Origin of the sequence: Pseudomonas sp. EA_105y_Pfl2_R69 (assembly GCF_963970915.1) — a bacterium.
In the GTDB taxonomy this organism is placed as follows: domain Bacteria; phylum Pseudomonadota; class Gammaproteobacteria; order Pseudomonadales; family Pseudomonadaceae; genus Aquipseudomonas.
Genome location: NZ_CAXAOO010000006.1, coordinates 172,780 through 194,431, shown reverse-complemented (window position 1 = coordinate 194,431; position 21,652 = coordinate 172,780). Strand labels below are relative to the sequence as shown.

The window sequence follows — 21,652 nt, the reverse complement described above, 5'->3', positions numbered from 1 at the left end:
GCTTGGCAATACTGGCTGAGTTGATTGCTGGATGGGGTGGCACCTTCGGGTGATGCAGGCAGCAATTTCCAAGATCCTCTCGCCTGGCGAGAAAAAAAGATAAAACAAGGGATAACGCTATGGTTCGGGTTCGCAAACTGGTGCTGGCAATCGCAGCTGCTTCGGCACTGTCCTCCGGTATGGCGCATGCGCTGGGGCTGGGTGAGGTGACCTTGCAGTCGGCGCTGAATCAGCCGTTGGTGGCTGAAATCGAATTGCTGGAAGTGCGTGACCTGACTTCCAGCGAGTTGCGGCCCAGCCTCGCGTCTCCCGAAGAATTCAACAAGGCGGGTGTGGATCGCCAGTATTTTCTGACCGATCTCAAGTTCACCCCGGTACTCAAGCCCAACGGCAAGAGCGTTATCCGCGTTACCTCGAGCAAGCCGCTGCGCGAGCCCTACCTGAACTTCCTGGTCGAGGTGTTGTGGCCTAACGGTCGCCTGCTGCGTGAGTACACCCTGCTGCTCGATCCGCCACTTTATAGCCCGCAGGCCGTGATCCCCGCCGCACCGCGGCTGCCGGTTGCGGCCCCTGCGCCGCGTCCGCAAGTCGCGGCTGCACCACGTCCGACCCAGGCCAGCGGTGCGCCGCTGGCGCCTGCCGCGCCTGCCGCGCCACGGGCCCTGGACGGCAACGAATACAAGACCACCGCCAATGACACCCTCTGGGAAATTGCCCGGCGCGTACCCGGCGGTAGTGTGCATCAGACCATGCTGGCCATCCAGGCGCTGAACCCGGATGCCTTTATCGGCGGCAATATCAATCGCCTGAAGAGCGGTCAGGTCTTGCGCCTGCCGGAAGCCGAACAGATCAAGAGCCGGGGGCAGGCCGAGGCCATTGCCCAGGTCGCCGAGCAGAACGCCGCATGGCGTGAAGGCCGTAGCCTGGCAGGCGGCGCGGCGCGCCAGCTGGATGCAACCAAGCGTACCGTGGCCGGCGACGCGCCTGCCAAAGCGGCGGCGGGTGACAGTCTGAAGCTGGTTGCGGCCGATACCGGCAAGGCCACCGCCGGTAGCGATACCGGCACTGCCGATAGCAAAGCCCTGGCCGACAAGTTGGCGGTGACTCAGGAAAGCCTCGACTCCACTCGCCGGGAAAATACCGAGCTGAAGGATCGCATGGGCGATCTGCAGAGCCAGCTCGACAAGCTGCAACGCCTGATTCAGCTTAAAGACGATCAGATGGCCAAGCTGCAGGCCGACCTGGCCGCCCAGGGGCAAACCCCCGCGGTGGCTCCGGCGGCTGAGGCTGTTGCGCCTGTGCCGGCCCCTGAGGCCGCTGCCGAGCCTGAGCAGGCCCAAGCCCCCGACACACCGGTGTTGGCTAGGCCCGCTGAACCAGTAGCCGAGCCTGAGCAGGATTTCAATTACAGCGAAGAGCCCGCCCCGGCCGCTCAGCCTGAGGCGGTTGCGCCGCAGGTCAGCGAGCCGCCAGCGCCGGCCAAGCCGGCTCCCGTCAAGCCCGCAGCCCCCGTGGTTGCCGTTGCCCCACCGGTGGTAGAACCTCCGGTCGAGGCCAGCCCGCTCGATGAGCTGCTGGCCAATCCGATGATGTTGGGCATCGCCGGTGGCGGTGCTTTGCTGGTTTTGCTGCTGGCACTGATGATGCTGTCGCGTCGCAACGCCCTCAAGGAAGCCGAGCTGCAGGAAAGTCTGGCCGCGGACGGGCAGGGTGTTGATCTGGGGGGCGATATGGCCCTGCCGGACGATAGCTTCGACGCTGCGGATGATCTGGCTGACGAGCAGGCGTCTGCCCTGGCTGAAGAGCGTGTGGCCACGCAAACCGGCGATGCCCTGGGCGAGGCCGATATCTATATTGCCTACGGTCGCTTCAATCAGGCGGCGGAGTTGTTGCAGGGGGCCATCAACGATGAGCCGCAGCGCAGCGACCTGCGCTTGAAATTGATGGAGGTTTATGCCGAGCTGGGCGATCGCGATGGCTTTGCCCGTCAGGACAATGAACTGCGTGAAATCGGCGGCAGTGCTGCTGAAGTCGATCAGATCAAGGCCAAGTACCCCGCCATGCTCGCCGCTGCCGGGGTTGCCGGTCTCGCGGCGGCTGCCGATGCCGAGGACGATGACCTGAGCGACTTCAGCTTCGACGACCTGGCGCTGGATGAGCCGACTGCGCCAGCCGCAGGCGGCGATCTGGACGATGCCTTCGACCTGAGTCTGGACGATCTGGAGGCCGACCTGGAGCGTGATCTGCAAGAGGCCGGTAAAGCGGCTGGGTCGAGCGATATGGACAGCCTGTCTCTGGATGGCGATATGGACTTCAGTGCGCCGGCCGAGCCCGAGAGCAAAGCGGACGATGAGCTGGGCTTCGATCTGAGTCTGGACGAAGCGGCGGGCGAAAGCCTGGCGGCGGAAGATGAGCTGGCCGATTTCAGTCTGGATCTGGATGCGCCGCTTGAGCTTGAAGAGGCCGCCGACGATGAGTTTCTGCTGAGCCTGGACGATGAGCCGAGTGCCGCTCCGGTCAAGAGCGAGCTGCCCGCAAAGGCTCCCGAACCCGCAGCCGAAGAGGCTGGCAACGACTTCGATCTGTCGGCCGATTTCGATCTGTCGCTGAATGACGAGTCGCCCGCCCAGCGGAGCGGCGACAGCTTTGCCGCTCAGCTCGATGAGGTAAATGCCGAACTCGACCAGCTGGCCGGTGATCTGGATCAGCCGGATGATCTGTCATCCACCCCTGGCTTGTCCGATTCGGGGATGGACGGCGACGACGATTTCGACTTCCTCTCCGGTACCGATGAAACTGCGACCAAGCTTGATCTGGCGCGCGCTTATATCGATATGGGCGATACCGAAGGTGCTCGCGACATCCTCGATGAAGTCATCGCCGAAGGTAACGATGGTCAGCAGCAGGAAGCCCGCGAGCTGGTCGCTAAACTGGTTTGATACATGTCTGATGGTCTCACTACAACGGCAGCCGACTCGGCTGCCGTTGGCGTTTTCAAAATCGCCCTCGGGGTCGAATACAAAGGCTCGCGCTACCGTGGCTTTCAGCGCCAGCGGGCGGGCGTGCCCTCGATTCAGGAATCCCTGGAAAAAGCCCTGTCGAAGGTCGCGGGCGGCGCTGCGGTTACCCTGAGCTGTGCCGGGCGCACCGATGCCCTGGTGCATGCCAGTGCCCAGGTGGTGCATTTCGCGACCACGGTCGAGCGCTCCATGCACGCCTGGGTGATGGGGGCGAACATGAACCTGCCCGGCGATATCAGCGTGACCTGGGCCAAGTCGATGCCGGCCCATTTCGATGCGCGCTTCTGCGCCATGGCCAGGCGCTATCGGTACGTGATCTACAACGATCAGATTCGTCCGGCGCATATGGCCGAAGAGGTGACCTGGAATCATCGGCCGCTGGATATCGAACGTATGCGCGAGGCGGCCAGGGCTTTTGTCGGCACCCACGACTTCAGTGCCTTTCGCGCGCGCCAGTGCCAGGCCAAGTCGCCGATCAAGACGGTGCATCACCTGGAGCTGCTGCAGCACGGGCGTTTTATCGTGCTGGATATTCGCGCCAATGCCTTCCTGCACCATATGGTGCGCAATATCGCCGGGGTGCTGATGACCATCGGGGCAGGGGAGCGGCCGGTTGCGTGGGCGCAGGAAGTGCTGGAAACCCGGGTGCGGCGTACCGGTGGGGTGACGGCGCATCCTTATGGCTTGTATTTGGTGCAGGTCGATTATCCGGCCGAGTTCGATTTGCCCAAGCGTTATCTGGGGCCGCATTTTCTCTCTGGCTTGGCGGATGTGGCGGCTGACGTCTGAAGGGCTATTTGTTAGCATCCGGCTCTGGCTGAATTTCTCGAGGTGATCCTGTTGTCAGTCGTTCGCAGCAAGATCTGTGGCATTACCCGCATAGAAGACGCATTGTCGGCCGCCGAGGCGGGTGCGGATGCCATAGGACTGGTGTTCTATGCCAAGAGCCCGCGCGCGGTCAGTGTGCAGCAGGCGCGGGCCATCATTGCCGCCTTGCCGCCCTTCGTGACCACCGTGGGGCTGTTTGTCGATGCCGACAGGCAGGAGCTCGACGAAATTCTCGCGGCCGTTCCCCTGGACCTGTTGCAGTTTCATGGGGATGAGAGCCCGGCCTTCTGCGAGGCCTTGCAGCGGCCCTATATCAAGGCGCTGCGGGTCAAACCCGGCGACGATCTGGTGGTCCGGGTCGCGGCCTATGGCCAGGCGTCCGGAGTCTTGCTCGATACCTATGTGCCGGGCATTCCCGGTGGCACGGGCGAGGCCTTCGACTGGTCGCTGGTGCCGCAAGGCCTGAGCAAGCCGATTATCCTGGCCGGTGGCCTGGTGGCGGAGAATGTGGCGGCGGCGATCAGGCAGGTGCGGCCCTATGCGGTCGATGTCAGTGGCGGCGTCGAGGCCCGCAAGGGCATCAAGGATGCAGAAAAGATCCGGGCGTTTATGCGTGCGGTCAAGACGGCCTGAAACAAGCCGGCGGGTGATGTGACGACGCGCTGCCCTTGGCCGTCCATAACCCTGTTGCAGGTGTTGCATGAATACTGCAGGCAGTCGAAGTGCGGGTGGCGGGTTTGTTGCGTGGATAGCCCGATGGGCGCGTACGCCGGCCCCTGGCATGACTGCCCTCGTGAATTTGCCTGGATCGGCCTGGTGACCTGGCGTCGCAGGCTTGCCCGGCTTTACCGCTTTGGAGAATCAAGAGCATGAGCAACTGGTTAGTAGAAAAACTGATCCCATCGATCATGCGATCCGAGGTCAAGAAGAGTTCGGTGCCGGAAGGCCTGTGGCACAAGTGCCCGTCCTGCGATGCGGTGCTGTACAAGCCCGAACTGGAAAAGACCCAGGATGTCTGCCCAAAATGTAATCACCACATGCGGATCGGGGCTCGTGAGCGCCTGGATATCTTTCTCGATGCCGACGGGCGTGAAGAGCTGGGTGCTGACCTGGAACCGGTCGACCGCCTGAAGTTCCGCGATGGCAAGAAGTACAAGGATCGTATCGTCGCGGCGCAGAAGCAGACCGGCGAGAAGGATGCGCTGATCGCCATCCGTGGCACCCTCGAAGGCATGCCTATCGTGACCTGTGCCTTCGAGTTCTCCTTTATGGGCGGCTCCATGGGGGCGATCGTCGGCGAGCGCTTCGTGCGCGCGGCCAACGCCGCGCTGGAGCAGCGTTGCCCACTGGTGTGCTTTTCCGCTTCGGGCGGCGCGCGCATGCAGGAAGCGCTGATTTCCCTGATGCAGATGGCCAAGACCTCCGCGGTGCTGGCGCGCCTGCGCGAAGAGGGAATTCCCTTTATCTCGGTACTGACCGACCCGGTGTATGGCGGGGTTTCCGCCAGCCTGGCCATGCTCGGCGACGTGATCGTGGCAGAACCCAAGGCCCTGATCGGCTTTGCCGGCCCGCGGGTGATCGAGCAGACCGTGCGCGAGAAGCTGCCGGAAGGCTTCCAGCGCAGCGAGTTCCTGATCGAACACGGTGCCATCGACATGATCATCCACCGTGCCGAGCTGCGCCCGCGTCTGGCGCGTCTGCTGGCCCAGTTGATGCGTTTGCCATCGCCAGCTGCGCTGCCGGCCACTGCATGACCGCGCGCTCCCTTGCCGAGTGGTTGGCTTATCTGGAGCAGTTGCACCCTAGTGCCATCGATATGGGCCTGGAGCGCTGCGCTGAAGTGGCGCAGCGGCTGGGTCTGGCCCGGCTTGCGCCGCGGGTGATCACGGTGACCGGCACCAATGGCAAGGGTTCGACCTGTGCGTTTATTGCCTCCTTGCTGCAAGAGCAGGGGCTCAGGGTCGGGCTGTACAGCTCGCCCCATCTGTTGCGTTACAACGAACGCGTGCAGATCGCCGGCGTCACCGCCAGCGACGCCGAACTCTGCCAGGCCTTTGCCGTGGTCGAGGCGGCGCGTGGCGATATTTCCCTGACCTATTTCGAAATGGGCACCCTGGCGGCGTTCTGGCTGTTCCGTGAGGTGGGCCTGGATGCGGTGGTGCTCGAGGTCGGCCTGGGCGGTCGGTTGGATGCGGTCAATCTGATGGATGCCGATATTGCCCTGGTCACCAGCATCGGTATCGATCATGCCGACTGGCTGGGCGATACCCGTGAGTCGGTGGCCTTCGAAAAGGCTGGGATCTTCCGCGCCGGCAAGCCGGCGCTGTGTGGCGATCTCGAACCGCCGCAGCCTTTGCTCGATCGCGTGGCCGAGCTGGATGCGCCGTTCTTTCTGCGCGGCCGCGACTATGACCTGAGCGTCGAGGCGCAGCATTGGTCCTGGTATGGCTTGAATGGCCAGGGCGAAGTGCTGCAGGTCGAACGCTTGCCGCTGCTCGACCTGCCCATGGAAAACGCCGCCCTGGCCCTGCAGGCCTATGCCCTGACGGGGCTACCCTGGCAGGCCGAGCAGATCGGCGATGCGCTGCTGCGCACCCGGGTAACCGGCCGACTCGACCGCCGCGTTGTGAATTGGCAGGGTAAGCCACTCACACTGCTGCTCGATGTTGGGCATAATCCCCAGGCGGCCGAGTACCTGGCCCGGCATCTGGCCGATCGGCCAGGGCAGGGGCGTCTGGCGGTATTCGGTCTGCTCGCGGACAAGGACCTGGCAGGGGTGGTGAGGCCGCTGCTGCCTGAGGTGCAGGCGTGGGCCGTAGCCCCGCTGCCGACCGCGCGCAGCCGTGATGCCGCCGAGCTGCAGGCTCAGCTGCACAATAGCGGTGCCCGGGTAGCGGCCTATGCCAACGTGCAGGCGGCGCTTGAGGCCCAGTGCGAGCAGGCGGCAGCCGGTGATGAAATACTGGTGTTCGGATCTTTCTACTGCGTGGCCGAGGCCCTGGATTGGCTGGCCCGCCAAGCCAATGGGGGCGTGCAGGATGGCTTTGCTGGATAAAGGATTGAAGCAGCGGATGGTGGGGGCGCTGGTGTTGCTGGCGCTGGCGGTTATCTTCCTGCCGATGCTGTTGTCGCGTGAAGATGAGCTGCGTCGTGTGGTGGTCGATGCGCCGTCCATGCCCGCTGCGCCCGCCATGCCGCAAGTCGAGATGCAGTCGGTGGTGGTCCCCGAGCCGCAGCCGTTGGCGGATGAGTCGCCCGTCGCAGGCGACGATGTTCAGGCCCCTGAGCCGTCTGCGGTTCCCGAGGCCGTCCCTGCGCCAGCGCCTGCTGCCAAGCCTGCTGCGCCCGCTGTGGCGCAGGCCAAGCCGAGCGCGCCGACGCCTGCGCCCGTCAGTCGTCTGGATGGCAACAGCCTGCCGATCAGTTGGTCGGTGCAGCTGGCCAGCCTGTCCAGTCGCGATGGCGCGCAGGGCCTGCAGAAAACCCTACGCAGCCAGGGCTATAACGCCTATATCCGGACCGTGGACGGGATGAATCGAGTCTTTGTCGGCCCGCTGATCGAGCGCGGCGAGGCCGATCGTCTGCGTGATCAGCTCAATCGACAGCACAAGCTCAACGGTTTTGTCGTGCGTTTCCAGCCGGAATCCAGCTGAAGCGCTCAGGCCGGACGCGGCAGGCCGACCTGTCGGGCCCGGCTTTTGGGCATTTCGGCGGGTGCGCAATCCTTTGCTTACCCCAGCTCGGGGGCTCTGCTAAAATGCAGCGCCTTTTCCGTCGGTAACCCGCATCGTGATATTTACCTGGGTCGATTGGGCGATAGTCGCCGTTGTCGCCATCTCCAGTCTGATCAGCCTAAGCCGAGGCTTCGTAAAAGAAGCGCTGTCGCTGCTGACCTGGATTATTGCCGGCGTGGTGGCCTGGATGTTTGGCGGCGCGCTGGCGCAGCATCTCGGCGAGTTTATCGAAACACCCTCGGCGCGGGTCATCGCCGCCTGCGCCATCCTGTTCGTGGTGACCTTGTTGGTCGGCGCGTTGATCAATTACCTGATCGGTGAGCTGATTCGGGTGACCGGATTGTCCGGTACCGATCGTCTTCTCGGCATGGTGTTCGGCGCTGCCCGTGGCGGCTTGCTGGTGGTGGTACTGGTCGGCCTGGTCAGCCTGGCCCCGGTGCAGCAGGACAGTTGGTGGCAGGAGTCGAGCCTGCTGCCACATTTTTTGCTGGTGGCCGACTGGTCGAAGAACCTTATCCTGAGTCTGTCCAGTCAGTGGCTCGCCAGCGGCGTAAGTGCGCCGGTTGAATTACCGTTCAAAGAGGCGCTGCAGCAGCCTAGACTGCCGTAAGCGCATTCAGAATCATCCTGTTTCATTGAGTAGGGGTTGCGTCACATGTGCGGCATTGTCGGTATCGTCGGTAAATCGAACGTCAATCAGGCGCTGTATGACGGGCTCACCGTCCTCCAGCACCGCGGCCAGGATGCTGCCGGTATTGTCACCAGCCATGATGGCCGCCTGTTCCTGCGCAAGGATAACGGCCTGGTGCGCGATGTCTTTCAGCAGCGTCATATGCAGCGCCTGGTTGGCCATATGGGCATCGGCCATGTCCGTTATCCCACCGCGGGCAGCTCCAGTTCGGCCGAAGCGCAGCCGTTCTACGTCAACTCGCCGTATGGCATCACCCTGGCGCACAACGGCAACCTGACCAACGTCGAGCAGTTGGCCAAGGAGATCTACGAGTCCGACCTGCGCCACGTCAACACCAATTCCGATTCGGAAGTGCTGCTCAACGTGTTCGCCCACGAACTGGCCCAGCGCGGCAAGCTGCAGCCGACCGAGGAAGATATCTTCGCCGCGGTCAGTCAGGTGCATGAGCGCTGCATCGGCGGTTATGCGGTGGTGGCGATGATCACCGGCTACGGCATCGTCGGCTTTCGCGACCCCAACGGCATTCGTCCGATCGTCTTCGGTCAGCGCCACACCGACGAAGGCGTGGAGTACATGATCGCCTCGGAAAGCGTATCGCTGGACGTGCTCGGCTTCACCCTGATCCGCGACCTGGAGCCGGGCGAGGCGGTGTATATCACCGAAGACGGCAAGCTGACCACGCGCCAGTGCGCGAGCAATCCGAAGCTCTCGCCGTGCATCTTCGAACACGTCTATCTGGCCCGCCCCGACTCGATCATGGATGGCGTGTCGGTGTACAAGGCGCGTCTGCGCATGGGCGAGAAGCTGGCCGACAAGATCCTCCGCGAGCGGCCGGAGCACAATATCGATGTGGTTATCCCGATTCCCGACACCAGCCGCACCTCGGCGCTGGAGCTGGCCAATCACCTGGGGGTGAAGTTCCGTGAAGGCTTCGTCAAGAATCGCTATATCGGCCGTACGTTCATCATGCCGGGCCAGGCCGCTCGGAAGAAATCGGTACGGCAGAAGCTCAACGCCATCGAACTGGAATTCCGCGGCAAGAACGTGATGCTGGTGGACGACTCCATCGTGCGCGGCACCACCTGCAAGCAGATCATCCAGATGGCCCGCGAGGCCGGGGCGAAGAATGTCTACTTCTGCTCGGCCGCGCCAGCGGTGCGCTATCCCAACGTGTATGGCATCGACATGCCCAGCGCCCATGAGCTGATCGCCCATAATCGCAGCACCGAGGAAGTGGCCGAGTTGATCGGTGCCGACTGGCTGGTGTATCAGGACCTGCCGGACCTGATCGAGGCGGTCAGTGGTAGCAAGAAGATCAAGATCGAGCATTTCGACTGCGCGGTGTTCGACGGCAAGTACGTGACCGGCGATGTCGACGCGGCTTACCTGGACAAGATCGAGCAGGCGCGCAACGATGCCTCGAAGGTCAAGTCCCAGGCGGTCAGCGCGATTATCGATCTGTACAACAACTGACGGCAGGCTGGGCAGGCAGAATCTGTCCGGCGTTTAGCTGGTGCGCGCGGCGCACCCTACGCGGCACGGCCGGCGCTGCCGGTCGTAATGAGGTTTGCAGCATGACCGAAGAATGGCAAGCAGGGCGTCTGGACAGCGATCTGGACGGCGTAGGTTTCGACACCCTGGCGGTGCGTGCCGGGCAGCATCGCTCGCCTGAAGGCGAACACAGCGAGGCGATCTTCCCGACTTCCAGCTATGTGTTCCGCACCGCCGCCGACGCCGCCGCGCGCTTTGCCGGCGAGGTGCCGGGCAATGTCTATTCGCGTTACACCAACCCCACGGTGCGCGCCTTCGAGGAGCGCATCGCCGCCCTGGAAGGGGCCGAGCAGGCGGTGGCCACCTCGTCCGGCATGTCGGCGATTCTGGCCATGGTCATGAGCCTGTGCAGCGGCGGCGACCATGTGCTGGTGTCGCGCAGCGTGTTCGGTTCGACCATCAGCCTGTTCGAGAAGTACCTCAAGCGCTTCGGCGTCGAGGTGGACTATGTGCCGCTGTCCGACCTGGACGCCTGGTCGGCGGCGTTCAAGGACAATACCCGGCTGCTGTTCGTCGAGTCGCCCTCCAACCCCCTGGCCGAGCTGGTGGATATCGCCGCCCTGGCGGAGATTGCCCATGGCAAGGGTGCGCTGCTGGCGGTGGACAACTGCTTCTGTACCCCGGCGCTGCAGCAGCCGCTCAAGCTGGGGGCCGATATCGTCATGCATTCGGCGACCAAGTATATCGACGGCCAGGGCCGCAGCATGGGCGGGGTGGTCGCCGGCCGCGCCGCGCTGATGAAGGAGGTGGTGGGCTTTCTGCGCACCGCCGGGCCGACCCTCAGCCCGTTCAATGCCTGGATCTTCCTCAAGGGCCTGGAAACCCTGCGCGTGCGCATGCAGGCCCACTGTGCCAGCGCCCTACAGCTGGCCCAGTGGCTGGAGCAGCAGCCCGGGGTCGAGCAGGTTTACTACGCCGGTTTGCCCAGCCATCCGCAGCATGAACTGGCCAAACTGCAGCAGAGTGCGTTCGGTGCCGTGGTCAGTTTCGAAGTCAAGGGCGGCAAGGACGCGGCCTGGCGTTTTATCGACGCCACCCGGGTGATCTCCATCACCACCAACCTGGGCGATACCAAGACCACCATCGCCCATCCGGCAACTACCTCCCACGGCCGTCTGACCCCGGCCGAACGCGCCAACGCCGGCATCCGCGACAACCTGATCCGCGTCGCGGTCGGTCTGGAAGACCTGGTCGATCTCAAGGCCGATCTGGCCCGCGGTCTGGCGGCGCTCTAAGTAGGTAGATAGCAGCCTGCAGCAAAAGGCCTCGGTAAATACCGAGGCCTTTTTGTGGCCTGCCATCCATGGCGGCCACCCTTCGGGCCGTCGCTACGCGACGTTAAAAATTGTTCCCGGCAATTTTTTGTATCTGCGTCACGTCAGCGTTTTACCCGTAGGAGCGGCGGGGACGCCAAGTCCCAGGGCCGCGATTGCCGCTTTGCGGGCATGGCCCGCTCCTACGGGGTCGTGGGTTTATTCGCGCAGGTCGATGGCTTCTGGCTCGGCCTGGTCGAACAGTTGCACCGGGTTGCGCGGCAGGATACCGGGGCGGTAGTTCTCGCGAATATCGCCGAGCACGCGGATATCGCTGTATTTCTTCCCGGACAGCGCCGCCATGCCTGCCGCGTCGCGGATCACCGTGGGGCGCAGAAACACCATCAGGTTGCGCTTGATGCGGGTTTCCTTGGTCGAGCGGAACAGCCGGCCAAGCAGGGGAATATCGCCGAGCAGCGGCACCTTGGAGTCGGCCTGGGTGACGTCATCCTGAATCAGCCCGCCGAGCACGATGACCTGGCCGTTCTCGGCGAGGATGGTGCTCTTGATCGAGCGCTTGTTGGTGATCAGGTCGACCGCATTGACGCCCTGGCTGGTGGGGGCGATGGAGGAGATTTCCTGCTCGATTTCCAGGCGCAGCGAGGCCCCGTCGTTGATATGTGGGGTGACCTTGAGGGTCACGCCGATGTCCTGGCGCTCGATGGTGGTGAAGGGGTTGTCGGCACCGGAGGCACTGGTGGTGAAGGAGCCGGTCTGGAACGGCACGTTCTGCCCGACCAGGATTTCCGCCTTCTGGTGGTCCAGGGTCAGCAGGCTGGGGGTGGACAGCAGGTTGCTCTTGCTGTTGGCCGACAGCGCGGTGATCAGCACGCCGAAGCTGTCGCTGCCGAGGCCGATGATCGCGCCATCCGGCAGATTGCCCAGGGTGTTGTTGGCGGTGCCGTTGCCCTGATCCTGAATCGCCTGCAGCACGCGGCCGACCGACAGGCCGGTGCCGCTGAAGTTGGTGCCGCCCAGACCGCCGGTGCTGCCGCGGGCGTCCACCGCCCACTGCACGCCCAGGGCGTCGCTGATATCGCCGGAGACTTCGACAATCGCCGCCTCGACCATTACCTGGGCGCGCGGTACATCGAGCTGGCGCACGATGTCTTCCAGGGTCGCCACCACATCGGGTTCGGCCAGCAGCACCAGGGCGTTGAGGCTTTCGTCGGCACGGATCAGCACCGTCTGCGGCTTGCCGCTGCCTTCGCCGCCGGACTCCGGCTTGAGCTGCTCGGAGATCTCGCCGAGGGTTTCCGCCAGGCTCTTGGCGTCGCTGTGGCGCAGGCGAATCACCCGGGTATTGGCCGAGCGACTGGTGGGGGTGTCCAGCGATTGCGCCAGGGCCATCAGCTTGGCGCGCGCCGCCGGTGGGCCGAGCAGGATCAGGCGGTTGGTGCGGCCGTCAGCCACCACCTGGGTGGCGGTCGCGCCCTTGGCCTGGCCGCGGTCGATGGCGCTGCGCAGCACCTCGGCGGTGTCCATGACCCAGGCATGTTGCAGGTTGAGCACGCTGTAATCGTTCTGACCCTTCTGGTCGAGCTGGCGCAGCAGGTCTTCGATGCGTTCGATATTGGCGCTACGGTCGCTGATGATAATGGCGTTGGCCGAACTGACCGCGGCCAGATGGCCATACTGCGGAATCAGCGGGCGAATCAGCGGGATCAGCTCGGTCGCCGAGCCATGCTGCACCTGAATCAGTCGAGTCTCCAGGCGGTCCGGGGCGGCGCGGCCGGCATCGGCGTCGGCCTTGGCTTCGGCATTGGGCACGATGCGCGCCTGGTCGCCCTGGGTGATCACGCTGAACCCGTGGGTGGCCATGACCGAGAGAAACAGCTGGTAGACCTCGCCCAGATTCAGTGCGGTATTCGACACCACGCTGACCTGGCCCTTGACCCGGGGGTCGACGACAAAGGTCTGCCCGCTGATCTGCGCCACCTGGTCGATAAACTCGCGGATATCGGCACCCTTGAGGTTGATGGTCCAGCTTTCTTCCTGCTGGTTGGCACTCGGGGTCACGGCATTGACGGCGGCGCTGAGCGGCAACGGGCTGCAAACCAGGCCGGCGGCGAGCAGGGCGAGGGTAAGGCGCGAAAGGATCGGGGTCATCGGTTCAGTCGTCTTCCGTAGGCTGATCGGTGGGTTCAGCGTCCGCCGGCAGGGTGCCGGAGGCTTCCATCTGTTGGCGCAGGGCATCCATGCGTTCGCGCAGTTGCGCCAGGTTGTCGTTTTCCATTTCGCTGAGCTGCTCGAGGGTATCCTCGGCGCTGTCGCTTCTGCTATAGGCGTTGGCGCTGTCCTGGGCCTGGCTGAGCGGGAAACTCAGGCTCTCGCGGCGGCCATTGCGCAGCAACTCGACCCGGTCGGCGCTCACCGCATGCAGGCGCACGCCGCTGCTGATTTCGCTGTCCACGCTGTAGCGCTGAGCCGGGCTGCCTTCGCTGCGGATAATCGCGCTGGAGCGCTTGGGATCGGCGTGCACGAAGCTGCCCAGCAGGGTCAGGCGCAGGTCGGTGGCGGGGGCGTCGGCACTGCCGGGGGGGCTGTGGCCGAACAGCTGGCCGAGCTGCGGATGGCTTGCCGGGGCGCTGGGGGGGCTGGGGTTGAGCTCGCTGGTGGCCGGCGGGGTACGCAACAGGCGCAGCCACTCGGCGCTTTGCCAGGCCAGGCTGATGCTCATGGCGAGCACTACAGCGATGGCTGCCAGGCTGGTGGCATGCCGCTGGAGCCAGTGTTGGGTTGCCGAAACGGGCAAAAGCGTCACTCCGCGTTTTATTATTCTGTGGTCTGGATCGCGCGCTGATCATAGACAGTTGCCGCCGATTTGACAGCCCCCCGTCGGGGGCGTGTGTCGCTCGGCTCAATGTGCTAAAGATAGCGCGCCCTTGTTTGCGTTCTATTGCAGGCAACTTACAACAATTAACTCGTGGAACCCTAGGCGTTGAGCGCTCGCTTGCTGCTTTTGCGACAGACGCCTGGTTACCGTGGTCAAGGTCCGTTACCCCATGAATGCGCTGCTCACCGAAGTGCCACTACGGCGTTTACCCTTCAGCTTTGCCAGGCGCCACGGTGTGGTTCTGCTGAGCGAACGCGAGGGTCCCTGCCTGGCTTATCGTCCGGGTGTCGAACTGGTGGCCCTGGCCGAAGCGCAGCGGATGATCGGCGCGCAACTGGCGCTGCGCGGCCTGAGCCAGGAGGCCTTCGAACAGGCGCTGGGTCAGGCCTATCAGCATGACTCGGCGTCCATGCAGCTGGCCGAGGATATCGGCGGCAGCCTGGACCTGGCGGCTTTGGCCGAGCAGGTGCCGGAAACCGAGGACCTGCTGGAGCAGGAGGACGACGCGCCGATCATCCGCCTGATCAACGCCATCCTCGGCGAGGCGATCAAGGAAAATGCCTCGGATATCCACCTGGAAACCTTCGAGAAACGCCTGGTCGTGCGCTTTCGGGTCGATGGCATCCTGCGCGAGGTGCTCGAGCCCAAGCGCGAGCTGGCGGCCTTGCTGGTGTCGCGAATCAAGGTCATGGCGCGTCTGGATATCGCCGAGAAGCGCATTCCCCAGGACGGGCGGATTTCCCTGAAAGTCGGCGGCCGCGAGGTGGATGTGCGGGTGTCGACCCTGCCTTCGGCCAATGGCGAACGGGTGGTGCTGCGTCTGCTCGACAAACAGGCCGGCCGTCTCAACCTGCAGCACCTGGGCATGAGCGCCCGCGACCGTGACCTGATGGAAGCCACGGTGCGCAAACCCCACGGCATCCTGCTGGTGACCGGGCCCACCGGCTCGGGCAAGACCACCACGCTGTATGCCAGCCTGGTCAGCCTGAATGACCGCAGCCGCAATATCCTTACCGTCGAGGACCCGATCGAATACCACCTCGAAGGTATCGGCCAGACCCAGGTCAACGCCAAGGTCGACATGACCTTCGCCCGCGGCCTGCGCGCCATCCTGCGCCAGGACCCGGATGTGGTGATGGTCGGTGAGATCCGCGACAAGGAGACCGCCGAGATCGCCGTGCAGGCCTCCCTGACCGGTCACCTGGTGCTCTCGACCCTGCACACCAATAGCGCCATCGGGGCCATCACGCGCCTGGTGGATATGGGCGTCGAACCCTTTCTGCTGTCCTCGTCCTTGCTCGGCGTGCTGGCCCAGCGTCTGGTGCGGGTGCTCTGCCCGCACTGCAAGCAGGCCTACCAGGCCGATGCGGCGGAATGCGCGCTGCTCGGGGTAAATGCCGCAACGCCGCCGACCCTGTATCACGCCCGCGGTTGCGCCGAATGCCATCAGCAGGGTTATCGCGGACGTACCGGCATCTATGAACTGGTGGTGTTCGACGATCAGCTGCGCACCCTGATCCACAATGCCGCCTCCGAGCAGGACATGGTGCGTCACGCCCGCGCCCTGGGCTCGAGCATCCGCGCCGACGGCATGCGCAACGTACTGGCCGGGGTGACCACCCTGGAGGAAGTGCTGCGCGTGACCCGCGAGGAATAGGGCATGGCCGCTTTCGAATACCTCGCCCTCGACAGCAAGGGCCGCCAGCAGAAAGGCGTGCTGGAGGCCGACAGCGCCCGCCAGGTGCGCCAGGTACTGCGCGACCGCCAACTCGCCCCGCTGGATGTCAAACCGACCCGGACCCGCGAGCACGCCGGCGGCGGTAGCCATTTCAGCTTTAGTCGCGGGCTGTCGGCCAGCGATCTGGCGTTGCTGACGCGCCAGCTGGCGACGCTGATCCAGGCGGCCCTGCCGATCGAGGAGGCCCTGCGCGCGGCGGCGGCCCAGGCCCGTTCGCCAAGGGTGCAAAGCATGCTGCTGGCCGTGCGTGCGCGGGTGCTGGAGGGGCACGACCTGGCCAGCAGCCTGAAGGAATTTCCCTCGGCCTTTCCCGAGCTGTACCGTGCCACGGTGGCAGCGGGCGAGCACGCCGGGCATTTGGGGCCGGTGCTGGAGCAACTGGCCGATTACACCGAGCAACGCCAGCAGTCGCGACAGAAGATCCAGCTGGCGCTGCTTTATCCGCTGATTCTGATGTGCGCTTCGCTGCTGATCGTCGGCTTTCTGCTCGGCTATGTGGTGCCGGATGTGGTGCGGGTGTTCGTTGATTCCGGGCAGACCCTGCCGGCCCTGACCCGCGGCCTGATCGGCCTGAGCGACTGGGTCAAGGGCTGGGGCTGGCTGGCGGTCATCCTTGCCGTGGCGGCGGTGTTCGCCCTGCGCCGGGCGTTGCGCGACGACGCGCTGAAGGCACGCTGGCATGGCCTGCTGTTACGCCTGCCGCTGATCGGACGGCTGATTCGGGCCACCGATTGCGCGCGCTTCGCCTCGACCCTGGCGATCCTGACCCGCAGCGGCGTGCCCCTGGTCGAAGCCCTGGGTATCGGCGCACAGGTGATCGCCAACCGGGTAATCCGCGCCGATGTGGTCATCGCCGCACAAAAGGTCCGCGAAGGTGGCAGCCTGACCCGCGCGCTGGAGGCCAGCGGCCAGTTTCCGCCGATGATGTTGCATATGATCGCCAGCGGCGAACGCTCCGGCGAGCTGGACCAGATGCTGGCGCGCACCGCGCGCAATCAGGAAAACGACCTGGGGGCCCAGGTGGCGCTGCTGGTCGGGTTGTTCGAACCCTTTATGCTGGTTTTTATGGGGGCGGTGGTGCTGGTCATAGTCCTGGCCATCCTGCTGCCGATTCTGTCGCTCAATCAATTGGTGGGGTAAGCACGTGAACAAGGGACAAAAGGGTTTTACGCTGATCGAAATCATGGTGGTGGTGGTGATCCTGGGCATTCTTGCCGCCCTGGTGGTGCCGCAGGTGATGAGTCGCCCGGATCAGGCCAAGGTCACCGTGGCCAAGGGCGATATCAAGTCGATCGCCGCCGCCCTGGATATGTACAAGCTGGACAATCACAGCTACCCCAGCACCCAGCAGGGCCTGGAGGCCCTGGTGAAGAAACCTTCGGGCAATCCGCAACCGAAGAACTGGAACCGCGATGGCTACCTCAAGCGCATGCCGGTGGACCCCTGGGGCAATGACTATCAGTACCTGGCCCCGGGCACCAAGGGCGCGTTCGACCTCTATTCGCTGGGAGCCGACGGCAAGGAAGGCGGCAGCGAAAATGATGCCGATATCGGTAACTGGGACCGCTGATGGGGCGCTGCTGAGTGCGCCGTGCCGCCAAGCAGGCTCCAGCCGCAGCCGGGTCGCGGGCCTTTACCCTGATCGAGTTGCTGGTGGTGCTGGTGATTCTCGGCAGTCTGATCGGCCTGACGGTGCTCAGCCTGGGCATCGTCGGTCCGGGGCGGGAGCTGCACGGCGAGGCCGAGCGCCTGGCCGGTCTGATCGGCGTGCTGGCCGAGGAGGCGGTGCTGGATAACCGTGAATATGGCCTGCTGCTCGCCCCCGACAGCTACCAGGTGCTGCGCTACGACCCGCCGACCCTGAGCTGGCAGGCGCTGCCCGGCAAACCCCATCGATTGCCCGCCTGGGCCGAACTCAGTGTCGAGCTGGAGGGTGCCGCCCTGGCCCTGCCGCTGCCCGAGGACAAGGCCGAGGACGGCGAGGGTGTGGCGCTGCTGCCGCAGTTGCTGTTGCTGTCCAGCGGCGAGATGAGCCCCTTTCGTCTGCGCCTGGCGGAACGGCGTGCCGATGGCTTGCGCCTGCTGCTGGCCAGCGACGGTTTTCGCCTGCCCAGGGTCGAAGTCGAGTCGCCGCCAAAATGAGCCGGATAAAGCCCGTAGCCGGTTTTACCCTGCTCGAGGTGCTGGTGGCACTGGCCATCTTCGCCATGGTCGCGGCCAGCGTACTGACCGCCACCGCGCGCAGCCTGCAAACCGCTTCGCGCCTGGAAGACAAGACCCTGGCGATGTGGATCGCCGACAACCAGCTGAGCGAACTGCAGCTGGCGCAAACCCCGGTGGCCGATGGCCGGGCGCAGGGTGAGCTGATGTTCGCCGGGCGGCGCTGGCAGTGGCAGAGCGAAATCCGGGCGACCAGCGAGCCGGCGCTGCGCCGCGTCACCCTGTGGGTGGCGGAGCGTGCCGAGCAGGGCAATGCCGGCGAGGTGCGCGAGCGCGCCCTGGTCAGCCTCGACGGTTTCCTCGGGGACGGGCTATGAAGGCGGTGCGGGGCTTTACTCTGCTCGAATTGCTGATCGCCATCGCGATTTTCGCCCTGCTGGGCCTGGGCACCTACCGCATGCTCGACAGCGTATTGCAAACCGACAAGGTCACCCGTAGCCACGAGGCGCAGCTGCGCGAGCTGGTGCGGGCCATGGCGGCATTCGAGCGGGATCTGTTGCAGGTGCAGGCCAGGCCGGTGCGCGACCCTTTCGGCGAGTCGCGGCCCGCCCTGCTTGGCGAGGCGGGCGATGCCGGTGCGCTCGAACTTAGCCGTAGCGGTTGGCGCAATCCGCTGGCGCAGCCGCGTGCTTCGTTGCAGCGGGTGCGCTGGCAGCGCAGTGGCGAGCAATGGCAGCGCCTGTACTGGACGGTGCTCGATCAGGCCCAGGACAGCGAGCCCCAGGTGCAGCAGGCTCTGGATGGGGTAACGGCCCTGCAGCTGCGCTATCGGGACGCCAAGGGCGGCTGGCATGACAGCTGGCCGCCCGAGTCGGGGCCGGAGGAGGACAGTCTGGCCCTGCTGCCCCAGGCCCTTGAACTGCTGTTGGAACATCGCCGCTATGGCCAGTTGCGCCGCCTGCTGCGTTTGCCTGATGGGCTGCCCGAGCGCCTGGGTCAGATCCCCGGGCAGGACCCCGAAGCCCCCCAGGACCAGGCGGGCGACGAGCAGGGAGCGCCGCAAGCATGAGGCCCCAGCGCGGCATGGCCCTGATCACCGTATTGCTGGTGGTGGCGGTGGTCACGGTGGTCAGTGCCGGGATCATCGCCCGCCAGCAGCTGTCGATTCGCAGCAGCAGCAACCAGCTGCATGTGCGGCAGGCCTGGCACTACGCCCTGGGCGGCGAGACCCTGGCCAGGGCGGTGCTGCTGCGCGATCTGCGTCAGGGCGACCCGCGGGTGCCGGTCGATCACCTGAACGAGCCCTGGGCCAAGCCCCTGGCACCCTTTGCCCTGGATGAGGGCGGCGAATTGCGCGTGCAGATCAGTGATCTGAGTGCGCGCTTCAACCTCAACAGCCTGCTGCGTCAGGGGCAGTCCAACGAGGCCGCCGTGGCCCAGTTCCGCCGCCTGCTGCTGGGGCTGCAGATCGAGACGCCCTATGCCGAACGCCTGCTCGACTGGCTGGATGCCGACGACCAGGCCAGCGGGGCTTACGGGGCCGAGGACAATCAGTACCTGCTGCAACAGCCGCCCTACCGCGCCGGCAACCGGGCGCTGGCCGATGTATCGGAGCTGCGTCTGTTGCTGGAAATGAACGAACTCGACTACCAGCGCCTCTCGCCCCATGTCAGCGCCTTGCCGGCGGAGGCGACCCTGAACGTCAATACCGCCAGCGCCAGGGTGTTGGCCAGCGTGGCCGATGGTTTGACCCTGAGCGCCGCCCTGGGGCTGGTCGCCGCGCGCGGCAGCGAGGGCTACGACACGCCGGCGAGCTTTACCGCGCAGCTCGGCGGCCTGCAGCCGCAGAGCCAGGCCCTGGCCGTCGGCAGTCAGTATTTTCAGGTGGTCAGCGAAGTCCACATCGGCGATCGCCGTCAGGTTCTGCGCAGTACCTTGCACCGCGCCAGCGATGGCCGGATATATGTTTTAGCCCGTGACCTGGGGCTCAGCGGCATGCCGGCTGCGCCCGTCGAGGAAGTAGAGCCATGAGTCAGTTGCATATATTTCTACCGCCCGCGGCCTGTGCCGGTGCCCGCCTGGACCTGCCGGTGCAGCGGGTCGCGGAGGGGCACAGCGAATGCCTGTCGTTCGCCGAGGTGCAGGCGCAGCTGTCGGGCAGCTGGACCCTGGTGCTGCCGGTCGAGGCGGTGACCGCCTGCGCGGTCAATCTGCCGACCCGCAAGGCGCGCTGGCTGCGCCAGGCGCTGCCGTTCGCCGTGGAGGAGTTGCTGGCCGAGGATGTCGAGTTGATGCACCTGGCCCTGGGCGAGCCCCTGGCCGATGGTCGCTACCGGGTGATTGCCGTCCGTCGCAGCTGGCTGGCAGCCTGGTTGGAGCTGTGTGATACGCCACCGCAGCGCATAGTCGTGGATGCCGATTTGCTGCCAGCGACCGGCAGCCAGTTGCTGCAGCTGCATGGGCGCTGGTTGCTGGGCGGCGAGGGGGTTGCCCGCCTGGCCCTGGGCGCTGCCGACTGGCCGGCCTTGGCGGCGCTCTGCGCGCACCCGCAGCAGGCCTGGTGTTGCCCTGGCCAGGAGGCCCCGCAGCCGCTGGATGAGCGTGTCGAGATCGAAGCGCCATTCCTCTGGCTAGCGCAGCAGACAACGGGCACCAACCTGGCGCAGGAGGCCTTTGCCGCGCAGTCGAGTGGTGGCCAGTGGCAGCGCTGGAAGCCGCTGCTGGGCGTGCTCGGCCTCTGGCTGGTGCTGCAATGGGGCTTCGACCTGGCCCAGGGCTGGCATCTGCAGCGCCAGGCCGACAACTACGCCGCGGCCAGCGCCGCGCTCTATCAGGAGCTGTTTCCCCAGGACAGCAAGCTGGTCAATCTGCGGGCGCAGTTCGATCAGCATCTGGGGGCGGGCAGCGGGCCTGGCCAGGCCCGCTTGCTGAGCCTGCTGGCGCAGGTCAGTCAGGCCGTGGTGGCCGAGGGCGGGCAGGTGCAGATCAGGCAGGTGGACTTTAGCGAGAACCGCGGCGACCTGGCCATGCAGGTGCAGGCGGTTGGCTTTGCCGAACTGGAGCGCTTGCGTGAGCGTCTGCAGGAAAGTGGGCTGGCCGTGCAGCTGGGCTCGGCCAGCCGGGAAGCCGATGGTGTCAGTGCCCGCGTGGTGATCGGAGGATGAGTATGCTCGAGCTCGACAAAGGTTTTGCCGCCCAGCTGGAACGTTCAGTGCTAGCCCAGCGCTGGCGCGCCCTTGCCCCCCGCGATCGGCTGTCGTTGACCTGCCTGGCGCTGTTCGTCCTGCTGGTGCTGCTGTACCTGACCCTCTGGCAGCCGGCCCAGCAGCGCCTGGCGAGTGCGCGCAGTGCCTTCGAAACCCAGCGCGAACTGCATGCCTACCTGCAGAGCCGTGCCCCGCTAGCGCGCAGCCTGGTGAGCCGGCCGCAGGTGAGTATCGAGCCGGCGCGCCTGCAGGGCCTGGTGACCGCCAGCGCCGGGGCGCAGGGCCTGAGCATCGAACGCCTGGACAGCGACAGTGGCGGTGCCCTGCAGGTCAGTGTGCAGCCGGCACCTTTTGCCCAGTTGCTGCGCTGGTTCGCCGCGCTGGAGGCCCAGGGGGTGCAGATCGCCGAGGCGGGGCTGGACCGCGCCGAGGACCGCAAGGTGGCCGCGCGCTTGAGCCTGCGCGTCGCGCCATAAGCGCTGCGCCAGGCTGCAGGGTGGTGCGCGGTGCGGCAAATGGGTGCCGCGTGGGGGCACCGGGTTTTCCATCTTTTTAGAAAAACTTTAAGCAGGGTA

At 65.2% G+C, this 21,652-nt stretch carries 20 protein-coding genes; 18 read left to right on the top strand and 2 right to left on the bottom strand.

Going from position 1 to position 21,652, the window contains the following annotated elements:
* Positions 1 to 119 precede the first annotated feature (119 nt).
* From AACY13_RS17515 to AACY13_RS17475, 9 genes are all read left to right on the top strand, one after another.
* Positions 120 to 2,939: a FimV/HubP family polar landmark protein gene (locus AACY13_RS17515; protein ID WP_339462853.1), complete on the top strand. Its 2,820-nt coding sequence runs from the start codon at positions 120 to 122 to the stop codon at positions 2,937 to 2,939.
* 3 nt (positions 2,940 to 2,942) lie between these two features.
* The gene (gene truA, locus AACY13_RS17510) at positions 2,943 to 3,809 is read left to right on the top strand and encodes a tRNA pseudouridine(38-40) synthase TruA (protein ID WP_339462852.1); all 867 of its coding nucleotides are present in this window, start codon (positions 2,943 to 2,945) and stop codon (positions 3,807 to 3,809) included.
* A 51-nt stretch (positions 3,810 to 3,860) separates the two neighbouring features.
* Positions 3,861 to 4,481: a phosphoribosylanthranilate isomerase gene (locus tag AACY13_RS17505; RefSeq protein WP_339462851.1), complete on the top strand. Its 621-nt coding sequence runs from the start codon at positions 3,861 to 3,863 to the stop codon at positions 4,479 to 4,481.
* Between the two features lie 236 nt (positions 4,482 to 4,717).
* Positions 4,718 to 5,602: an acetyl-CoA carboxylase, carboxyltransferase subunit beta gene (accD, locus tag AACY13_RS17500; RefSeq protein WP_339462850.1), complete on the top strand. Its 885-nt coding sequence runs from the start codon at positions 4,718 to 4,720 to the stop codon at positions 5,600 to 5,602.
* Complete coding sequence (folC, locus tag AACY13_RS17495; RefSeq protein WP_339462849.1) at positions 5,599 to 6,903, top strand: bifunctional tetrahydrofolate synthase/dihydrofolate synthase; 1,305 nt, start codon at positions 5,599 to 5,601, stop codon at positions 6,901 to 6,903. Before accD ends, folC begins: the two co-directional genes overlap by 4 nt.
* Positions 6,887 to 7,501, top strand: coding sequence for an SPOR domain-containing protein (locus tag AACY13_RS17490; RefSeq protein WP_339462848.1), 615 nt, complete (start codon positions 6,887 to 6,889; stop codon positions 7,499 to 7,501). Before folC ends, AACY13_RS17490 begins: the two co-directional genes overlap by 17 nt.
* Positions 7,502 to 7,637: 136 nt before the next feature.
* Positions 7,638 to 8,192, top strand: coding sequence for a CvpA family protein (locus AACY13_RS17485; protein WP_339462847.1), 555 nt, complete (start codon positions 7,638 to 7,640; stop codon positions 8,190 to 8,192).
* Between the two features lie 45 nt (positions 8,193 to 8,237).
* Positions 8,238 to 9,746: an amidophosphoribosyltransferase gene (gene purF, locus AACY13_RS17480; protein ID WP_339462846.1), complete on the top strand. Its 1,509-nt coding sequence runs from the start codon at positions 8,238 to 8,240 to the stop codon at positions 9,744 to 9,746.
* Positions 9,747 to 9,847: 101 nt separating this feature from the next.
* Positions 9,848 to 11,059 (top strand): O-succinylhomoserine sulfhydrylase, encoded by a 1,212-nt coding sequence (locus AACY13_RS17475; protein ID WP_339462845.1) that lies wholly within the window; start codon positions 9,848 to 9,850, stop codon positions 11,057 to 11,059.
* A gap of 237 nt (positions 11,060 to 11,296) precedes the next feature.
* Here the strand turns inward: AACY13_RS17475 and gspD are convergent, their stop codons facing one another.
* On the bottom strand, positions 11,297 to 13,246 hold the full coding sequence (gspD, locus tag AACY13_RS17470) for a type II secretion system secretin GspD (RefSeq protein ID WP_339462844.1): 1,950 nt from the start codon (positions 13,244 to 13,246) through the stop codon (positions 11,297 to 11,299).
* 4 nt (positions 13,247 to 13,250) lie between these two features.
* Positions 13,251 to 13,817, bottom strand: a complete 567-nt coding sequence (locus AACY13_RS17465; RefSeq protein WP_339462843.1) for a type II secretion system protein N — start codon at positions 13,815 to 13,817, stop codon at positions 13,251 to 13,253.
* A gap of 325 nt (positions 13,818 to 14,142) precedes the next feature.
* Here AACY13_RS17465 and gspE point away from each other — a divergent pair, with 325 nt between their 5' ends.
* From gspE to AACY13_RS17420, 9 genes are read left to right on the top strand one after another with little or no spacing between them, the layout of a single operon-like run.
* On the top strand, positions 14,143 to 15,630 hold the full coding sequence (gene gspE, locus AACY13_RS17460) for a type II secretion system ATPase GspE (RefSeq protein WP_339462842.1): 1,488 nt from the start codon (positions 14,143 to 14,145) through the stop codon (positions 15,628 to 15,630).
* A 3-nt stretch (positions 15,631 to 15,633) separates the two neighbouring features.
* Complete coding sequence (xcpS, locus tag AACY13_RS17455; protein WP_339462841.1) at positions 15,634 to 16,851, top strand: GspF family T2SS innner membrane protein variant XcpS; 1,218 nt, start codon at positions 15,634 to 15,636, stop codon at positions 16,849 to 16,851.
* 43 nt (positions 16,852 to 16,894) lie between these two features.
* The gene (gene gspG / locus AACY13_RS17450) at positions 16,895 to 17,281 is read left to right on the top strand and encodes a type II secretion system major pseudopilin GspG (RefSeq protein ID WP_445262591.1); all 387 of its coding nucleotides are present in this window, start codon (positions 16,895 to 16,897) and stop codon (positions 17,279 to 17,281) included.
* 14 nt (positions 17,282 to 17,295) lie between these two features.
* Complete coding sequence (gene gspH, locus AACY13_RS17445; RefSeq protein WP_339462839.1) at positions 17,296 to 17,853, top strand: type II secretion system minor pseudopilin GspH; 558 nt, start codon at positions 17,296 to 17,298, stop codon at positions 17,851 to 17,853.
* Between the two features lie 5 nt (positions 17,854 to 17,858).
* Complete coding sequence (gene gspI / locus AACY13_RS17440) at positions 17,859 to 18,248, top strand: type II secretion system minor pseudopilin GspI (RefSeq protein WP_339462985.1); 390 nt, start codon at positions 17,859 to 17,861, stop codon at positions 18,246 to 18,248.
* A complete protein-coding gene (gene gspJ, locus AACY13_RS17435; protein ID WP_339462838.1) occupies positions 18,245 to 18,940 on the top strand; it encodes a type II secretion system minor pseudopilin GspJ in 696 nt (231 codons plus the stop codon). The genes gspI and gspJ overlap by 4 nt, the downstream gene beginning before the upstream one ends.
* A complete protein-coding gene (gspK, locus tag AACY13_RS17430) occupies positions 18,937 to 19,902 on the top strand; it encodes a type II secretion system minor pseudopilin GspK (RefSeq protein WP_339462837.1) in 966 nt (321 codons plus the stop codon). The genes gspJ and gspK overlap by 4 nt, the downstream gene beginning before the upstream one ends.
* Positions 19,899 to 21,035: a type II secretion system protein GspL gene (gene gspL / locus AACY13_RS17425; RefSeq protein ID WP_339462836.1), complete on the top strand. Its 1,137-nt coding sequence runs from the start codon at positions 19,899 to 19,901 to the stop codon at positions 21,033 to 21,035. Before gspK ends, gspL begins: the two co-directional genes overlap by 4 nt.
* Positions 21,032 to 21,553, top strand: coding sequence for a type II secretion system protein M (locus AACY13_RS17420; RefSeq protein ID WP_445262589.1), 522 nt, complete (start codon positions 21,032 to 21,034; stop codon positions 21,551 to 21,553). The genes gspL and AACY13_RS17420 overlap by 4 nt, the downstream gene beginning before the upstream one ends.
* The last annotated feature ends 99 nt before the right edge of the window (positions 21,554 to 21,652 follow it).

Excerpts from the sequence above, each read along its gene's own strand:
- gspG (WP_445262591.1), top strand. The coding sequence starts at position 16,895 with ATGGTGGTGGTGGTGATCCTGGGCATTCTTGCCGCCCTGGTGGTGCCG.
- AACY13_RS17515 (WP_339462853.1), top strand. The coding sequence starts at position 120 with ATGGTTCGGGTTCGCAAACTGGTGCTGGCAATCGCAGCTGCTTCGGCA.
- gspL (WP_339462836.1), top strand. The coding sequence starts at position 19,899 with ATGAGTCAGTTGCATATATTTCTACCGCCCGCGGCCTGTGCCGGTGCC.
- AACY13_RS17465 (WP_339462843.1), bottom strand. The coding sequence starts at position 13,817 with ATGAGCATCAGCCTGGCCTGGCAAAGCGCCGAGTGGCTGCGCCTGTTG.
- gspD (WP_339462844.1), bottom strand. The coding sequence starts at position 13,246 with ATGACCCCGATCCTTTCGCGCCTTACCCTCGCCCTGCTCGCCGCCGGC.
- gspE (WP_339462842.1), top strand. The coding sequence starts at position 14,143 with ATGAATGCGCTGCTCACCGAAGTGCCACTACGGCGTTTACCCTTCAGC.
- truA (WP_339462852.1), top strand. The coding sequence starts at position 2,943 with ATGTCTGATGGTCTCACTACAACGGCAGCCGACTCGGCTGCCGTTGGC.
- accD (WP_339462850.1), top strand. The coding sequence starts at position 4,718 with ATGAGCAACTGGTTAGTAGAAAAACTGATCCCATCGATCATGCGATCC.
- folC (WP_339462849.1), top strand. The coding sequence starts at position 5,599 with ATGACCGCGCGCTCCCTTGCCGAGTGGTTGGCTTATCTGGAGCAGTTG.
- purF (WP_339462846.1), top strand. The coding sequence starts at position 8,238 with ATGTGCGGCATTGTCGGTATCGTCGGTAAATCGAACGTCAATCAGGCG.
- xcpS (WP_339462841.1), top strand. The coding sequence starts at position 15,634 with ATGGCCGCTTTCGAATACCTCGCCCTCGACAGCAAGGGCCGCCAGCAG.
- gspK (WP_339462837.1), top strand. The coding sequence starts at position 18,937 with ATGAGGCCCCAGCGCGGCATGGCCCTGATCACCGTATTGCTGGTGGTG.
- AACY13_RS17475 (WP_339462845.1), top strand. The coding sequence starts at position 9,848 with ATGACCGAAGAATGGCAAGCAGGGCGTCTGGACAGCGATCTGGACGGC.
- gspJ (WP_339462838.1), top strand. The coding sequence starts at position 18,245 with ATGAAGGCGGTGCGGGGCTTTACTCTGCTCGAATTGCTGATCGCCATC.
- AACY13_RS17420 (WP_445262589.1), top strand. The coding sequence starts at position 21,032 with ATGAGTATGCTCGAGCTCGACAAAGGTTTTGCCGCCCAGCTGGAACGT.
- AACY13_RS17490 (WP_339462848.1), top strand. The coding sequence starts at position 6,887 with ATGGCTTTGCTGGATAAAGGATTGAAGCAGCGGATGGTGGGGGCGCTG.